The sequence below is a fragment of the Sphingobacterium anhuiense genome, assembly GCF_042686355.1.
Lineage (GTDB): Bacteria > Bacteroidota > Bacteroidia > Sphingobacteriales > Sphingobacteriaceae > Sphingobacterium > Sphingobacterium anhuiense.
In genome coordinates, this window is the sequence record NZ_JBHUPE010000025.1 from 1 (window position 1) to 921 (window position 921).

1 rRNA gene is annotated in these 921 nt (G+C 50.3%); it reads left to right on the forward strand.

Annotation, left to right across the window (positions count from 1 at the left end):
- Positions 1-921: ribosomal RNA gene (locus tag ACFS6I_RS24450) — 23S ribosomal RNA — on the forward strand; the annotation flags it as partial.

Genomic DNA, 921 nt, shown 5'->3' on the forward strand with positions numbered 1-921 from the left:
TGATTTCCCAAGTAGTGGCGAGCGAACGGGAAAGAGCCCAAACCAATAATGTTACGGCATTATTGGGGTTGTAGGGCTGCGATATGGCATTAGCAAACAGAAGTGGAATGGGATGGGAAGCCCAGCGATACACGGTGATAGCCCTGTACACGTATAGAATGCTAGCCTAGCAGTACCCTGAGTACCGCGGGGTCGGAGACGCCCTGTGGGAATCTGTCAGCACCATCTGATAAGGCTAAATACTCCTGAGAGACCGATAGTGAACTAGTACCGTGAGGGAAAGGTGAAAAGAACCTCGAACAGAGGAGTGAAAAGAACCTGAAACCGTGTGCTTACAAGCGGTCGGAGCTGCCAGGTGCAGTGACGGCGTGCCTTTTGCATAATGAGCCTACGAGTTACTCTTGTCTGGCAAGGTTAAGTGGTTCAGCCACGCAGCCGAAGCGAAAGCGAGTCTTAATAGGGCGCATAGTCAGATGAGGTAGACGCGAAACCTTGTGATCTACCCTTGGGCAGGTTGAAGTTGCAGTAACATGTAATGGAGGACCGAACCGATAAACGTTGAAAAGTTTCCGGATGACCTGAGGGTAGGGGTGAAAGGCTAATCAAACTGGGAAATAGCTCGTACTCCCCGAAATGTTTTTAGGAACAGCGTCGGCATCGAGTCTTATAGAGGTAGAGCTACCGATTGGGTGCGGGGGAGTCAAATCCTACCAAATCCAGACGAACTCCGAATGCTATAAGATATGGCCGGCAGTGAGGCTTTGGGTGCTAAGGTCCAAGGCCGAGAGGGAAAGAACCCAGACCATCAGCTAAGGTCCCTAAATATACGCTAAGTTGAACTAACGAGGTCCGACTGCACAGACAGCTAGGATGTTGGCTTGGAAGCAGCCATTCATTTAAAGAGTGCGTAACAGCTCACTA